Genomic DNA, 5,322 nt, shown 5'->3' with positions numbered 1-5,322 from the left:
CCGGCCGGATTCGCCTCGCGCTGGCTGGCGGCGTTCGCCGCACCGCTCGCCGTGTCTTCCTCGCTGCCGGCCGCCCGCGCGCCGCCGGCATCCTCCGGCGCGGCGTCGCGCGCCGCCGCGATCACGTGATGCACGAACCGCAGCTTCGCGACCACGGCCGGCGACAGCGCGAACGGATAGGCATCGGCCACGCCCATGCTGCGGTTCAGGCTGTTCAGCGCGTAGGTCAGCGGGAACCAGCGCCGCATCAGGTTGCCGAACGAGGCTTCGTCGACGGAGGTCTGATCGTCGAGCCGCGGCAGGCTTTCGTCGTCAGGATCGAGCACCAGCCCGCAGGCGTTGGCCGTATCGAGCGTATCGACGATATGCAGGTAGTGCGCCCAGGTTTCGGCCCAGTCTTCCCATGGGTGCATGGTCGCGTATTCGCTGACGTAGTTGTCCTCCCAGCCCGGCGGCGCGCCGTTCTGGTAGTGCGCGTCGAGCGCGGCCTGGTAATCGGCGCGTTCGTCGCCGAAACGCTCGCGGAACGGCTCGATCCAGTGCCGGCCCGCCACCAGCCGGTCGAAATAGTAATGGCCGATCTCGTGCCGGAAATGCCCGACCAGCGTGCGGTACGGCTCGTGCATCTGGGCGCGCACGCGTTCACGCTCGGCGTCGTCGGCCTCGGCCAGATTGAGCGTGACGAGGCCGTTCGCATGGCCCGTCATGACCGGCTCGGTTTCGGTGGCCGCCTTGAACGCGAAGCTCATGCCGTCCGGGCGCAACTGGCGCGACGCCACCGGCAGCCCGAGCATCGTCAGCGTGTAGATCAGCCGGCGCTTGGCGACCTCGGTGCGATACCAGAGCGGCCGGTTCGCCGGATTCGAGAGATCGGGGATGGTTTCGGTCAGCGCGCACGACTCGCAAAATGCCGCGTCGGAATCGGCCGGCACCATCCAGTTGCAGACGTCTTCGGCCGAATAGTTCTGGCACGGGCGATACAGCTTGTCCTTGGCGTCGCGGTGCAGGCTGCGCCAGTTGCCCGACGCGGCGTCCACCTCGAACGCGCCCACCTCGCCGATCTCGGGGAGGTAACCGAGCGGCGAACCGCAGCGCTCGCAGCGCACGTTCTCGAAAAAGACCAGTTGACCGCAGTTGTCGCAATGAAACGTTTTCATTCTTCCTCGCCCTTGTGTCGCCTGCCGATTGTCCGTCGATGATGTTGCTGCGTTGCCCGGTACCGTTCAGCGCGCCGCCGCACCTTGCGCCGCGACGCGCCGGCAATGTTCGAGATAGCCGACTTCATGGTTGCCCATCAGTTCGATCACGCTGCGCCAGAGCCAGAACGGCGCGTCGATCGTCTTCGAGCGCACGCGGCTCAAGTCCGCCAGCCAGCGCTTGCGCGTGTCCGCATCCATCTGCCGCGCGTGGGCGAGGCCCACCACATGCGCCAGGTAGCGCGCGATGCGCAGCGCCTCCGCCTCGTCGACGTTGCCGATCTCGAGCTTCAGGTCGGCCGGCAGCAGTTCGCGCACGATCACCGAGCGATCCGACAGCGTGGCCGCGCACATCCGGTTGCCGAGATACGGCGACAGGTGGCGCGCGCCCTCGACCACGCGCTTGCCGTTGTCGCGCGGCATTTCGGCGTCGCGGTAGCGCGGCGCGAGCGCCGTGGTGCCTTCCTTGATGTCGATCAGGCACAGATCGTCGCCACCGGACGCCGCGCCGTCCACGTCGAGCAGCACCGCGTAGCGCAGCCGGCCGAGCGAGCTGCAGCCCTTGACCCAATACGCCGCGTCGAGCAATTCGACATGCTCGGCCGGCCGGTTGCCGCGCAGGCTCAGGGCCAGCTCGACGATGGCCGGCGTGTCGACCAGCGCGGCGATGCCGTTCGATTCGGTCTTCGACAGCGGCCAGAAGCGCTTGCCGAGCGGCAGCACGGGCTTCACGCCCATCAGCCGCTCGCGCGCCAGATGCTTCCAGGTGCGCGCCAGCGCGTCGCGCATCACGATGCGCACCACGTCCGGCTTGGGCACCGCGCGCTTGCGCTTGCCGCCCGTCAACGCGTGCGTGTAGCCCTCGTACACCTGCTCGATGATGCGCGCCGTGACGATGCCCGGCAGGTCGGAGCTGCGCGCCGAGGTGGCCAGCGACAGGCTGAGCCGAATCAGGTCATGGACGGGGTTACCGATCACCGTCTGATCGAGATCGCGAATCTGGATCTCGATCTCGCCGGCATCGTTGGCGACCGGGCCGAGGTTGCCGGTATGGCAATCGCCGCAGATCCAGATCGCCGGCCCTTCCGGCAGCGTGCCGACCTTGGCCTCGGCGAGCCATTCGTAATAGCGGGCGGTATTGCCTCGCACGTAGGCGTGCACCGAGCGCGCCATCTTGCGGTTGCGGCGAATCGCCAGCTTGCCGGCGCGCTGGCGCGGGCGGATGTAGGTGACCTCGGGTGCGCTTTTCACGTTCTTGCCTTGGACGGATCGGGAGATCGGGCGCGGCCGCCTCTTGGGACGTGCCGCGTAATCTCGAAATATAAGCACATCCGACCCGAATCGAAATGGGGGCCGCGCTCGGGATGCGGCGCAGCATCGGCGCCTGACCCAGGCAAGGCCTTGATTCCACGTCTCGATGGTTCGGCAGCCGCGCCGCCGATCATGCACCGCAGCACGAATCGTGCCTCGACCCGATTTATCCGCGCATGTCCTGGCCCGATCGTCGCGCCGGCGGACGACACCGGCATGACATCGCCGTGACGCCGGCGCGACATCGCGCCCTCCCCGCGGGCCCGGATCGCTCGACGAATTCGCCTAACAAATTGAGGGCAATCAACGCCGATTGCCGCCGCCCGTTTCGTAAAGCGTTTACCTCAAACCGATAGTTTGCTATCGAATGGAATTCCGCTATCATCCGCCGCATGTCGAATCTCCATACGCTCCGCATGGCCGTCAGCAGCACGCTCGTGACCGCCGCCCGCAAGTGGCGCCGCTCGAGCGACACGGTCCTGACCGCCTACAACGTGTCCGAGGCCTGCGCCACGCCGCTGCTGATCGCCGGCCGGCTCGGCGAGGCGGTCCGCCAGGTGACGCTCGCCGAACACGTGGGCATCGAGGGGCCGTCGCTGGTGCGGCTGCTCGATCAGCTTTGCGCGGCCGGCCTGGCGCGCCGCGACGAGGATCCCGACGACCGCCGCGCCAAAACGGTCACGCTGACCGACGAAGGCCGCGCCGTCACGGCCCGAATGGAAGAGGATCTGCGCGCGCTGCGCGCCCGCGTGCTGAAATCGGTCAGCCGCGAGGATCTCGAAACCACCCTGCGCGTGCTCAACGCGTTCAGCGAGGCCGGCGAGCGGATCGCGTAATGACCTACCCGTCGATTCGAGACTGGCTGTTCTCGGTCAAGACCTTCGCCGCGTCGATGCTGGCGCTCTACCTCGGGTTGATCTTCCAGTTGCCGCGCCCTTACTGGGCGATGGCCACGGTCTATATCGTCTCGAACCCGTTCGTCGGCGCGACGCGCTCGAAGGCGCTCTATCGCGCGCTCGGCACGGCGCTCGGCGCGTCGGCCGCGATCTTCCTGGTGCCGCCGTTCGTCGAGACGCCGTTCCTGTTCAGCGTGGTCGTCGCGCTCTGGACGGGCACCCTGCTCTATCTGGCGATGTCGGATCGCACAGCGCGCAGCTACGTGTTCATGCTGGCCGGCTACACCATGCCGCTGATCGCGCTGCCGACCGTGACCGATCCCACCACCGTGTTCGACGTGGCGATCTCACGGACCGAGGAAATCCTGCTCGGGATCGTCTGCGCGAGCGTGGTGGGCAGCGCCGTGCTGCCGAACCGGCTCGCGCCCACGCTGATCGAGCGCGCCGACGCCTGGTTCCGCGACGCCGCGTTCTACGGCCGCGAAACGCTGTCGGGCCATCTGGCCGGCAAGACGCTGTCGGGCTGCCGCCAGCGGCTCGCGATGACGCTCGCGGCGCTCGAATTCCTGCTGAGCCAGCTCGGCTACGACCATGCGCACCCGCGCGTGTTGGCGCGCGCGCAGGCGCTGCACGGCCGCATGCAGTTGTTTCTGCCGATGATGTCGGCGCTGGCCGATCCGCTGATCGCGCTGATGCGCGAGCTGAAGGAACTGCCGGCCGACCTCGAGGCGCTGCTGGCCGAGGCCGCGCAATGGTTCGACGCGCCGCTGCCGGCGCCGGACGACACCACCGGCGTGGTCGGCGACCCGGCGGCCGACCGGCTGCGCGCCCGCATCGTGGCGCTGCAGCCGTCGGGCGACGCGATGGTCAGCTGGGATGGCGCGCTGCTGTCGAACGCGCTGTGGCGGCTGCGGCAGATGATCGACATCTGGCAGGATTGCCGCTCGCTGCGCGCGCTGATCGCCAACGAATCGGGCGTCTGGCAGCCGCGCTACCGCCATTGGCGGCTCGGCGGCACGGATCGCTACTTCGATCGCGGCATGATGCTGTTCTCCACGCTCAGCGCGGCCGGGGCGATCGTGCTGGCGTGTTGGCTGTGGATCCAGTCGGGCTGGCACGACGGTGCGGGCGCCGTGACGCTGGCGGCCGTGGCCTGCTGCTTCTTCGCCGCGCTCGACGAGCCGGCGCCGATGGTGTTCCGCTTCTTCGCGGCCACCTGCGCGAGCGTGGTGTTCGCCGGGCTCTACCTGTTCGTGGTGCTGCCGCACGTGCACGACTTCCCGATGCTGGTGGTGATGTTCGCCGCGCCGTTCATCCTGGTCGGCACGCTGATCCCGCGCCCGCAGTTCAACCTCGTGACGATGCTGGTGGCGGTCAACACGGCCACCTTCATCAGCATCCAGGATGCCTACTCCGCCGATTTCCTCGTGTTCCTGAACAGCAATATCGCGGGCGTGGCCGGCCTGCTGTACGCGTTCGTCTGGACCCGCGCGACGCGCCCGTTCGGCGCCGAGCTGGCCGCGCGCCGGCTGCTGCGCTCGAGTTGGGAGGACGTGGCAAAATCGGCGTCGCGGCAGCCGATCCTCGATCAGCGCAACCACGCCTCGCGGATGCTCGACCGCATCACGCAATTGCTGCCGCGCCTGGCCGCGTCCGACGACCACCGCCATCCGTCGATCGAAAGCTTCCGCGACCTGCGCGTGGCGTTGAACGCGCTCGACCTCCACCGCTCGCTGCGACGCCTCGACGGCGACGTGCCGGCCGCGATCGACCGCGTGCTGGCCGGCGTCACGGCCCATTACACGGCCTGCGCCGAGGCGAACGCGCGGCAGACGGCGCCGCCGGGCCTGCTCGCCTCGATCGACGACGCGCTCGACGCCGTGGCGATCCGCCATCTGATCGGCGCGGCGCAGGCACCG

At 68.7% G+C, this 5,322-nt stretch carries 4 protein-coding genes; 2 read left to right on the top strand and 2 right to left on the bottom strand.

Annotated elements, in window-relative coordinates:
* A partial coding sequence (locus G3N92_RS30635; RefSeq protein WP_206131297.1) for a putative zinc-binding metallopeptidase occupies positions 1-1,157 on the bottom strand: 1,157 nt, incomplete at its 3' end.
* A 66-nt stretch (positions 1,158-1,223) separates the two neighbouring features.
* Positions 1,224-2,447, bottom strand: coding sequence for a DUF2252 family protein (locus G3N92_RS30630; RefSeq protein WP_206131296.1), 1,224 nt, complete (start codon positions 2,445-2,447; stop codon positions 1,224-1,226).
* Positions 2,448-2,899: 452 nt separating this feature from the next.
* On the opposite strand from G3N92_RS30630, the gene G3N92_RS30625 reads away from it, so the two are divergent.
* Positions 2,900-3,343 carry a MarR family transcriptional regulator gene (locus G3N92_RS30625; protein WP_206131295.1) on the top strand — a complete coding sequence of 148 codons (444 nt, stop codon included), beginning with the start codon at positions 2,900-2,902 and terminating at the stop codon, positions 3,341-3,343.
* A partial coding sequence (locus G3N92_RS30620) for an FUSC family protein (RefSeq protein ID WP_206131294.1) occupies positions 3,343-5,322 on the top strand: 1,980 nt, incomplete at its 3' end. The genes G3N92_RS30625 and G3N92_RS30620, both read left to right, overlap by 1 nt.

This window comes from Burkholderia sp. Ac-20379 (assembly GCF_017104645.1).
GTDB lineage: Bacteria > Pseudomonadota > Gammaproteobacteria > Burkholderiales > Burkholderiaceae > Burkholderia.
Note: the sequence above shows the minus strand (reverse complement) of the source record. Positions and strands in the feature narration are given on the sequence as shown.

Coding starts and splice junctions, on each gene's coding strand:
- G3N92_RS30625 (WP_206131295.1), top strand. CDS start 2,900: ATGTCGAATCTCCATACGCTCCGCATGGCCGTCAGCAGCACGCTCGTG.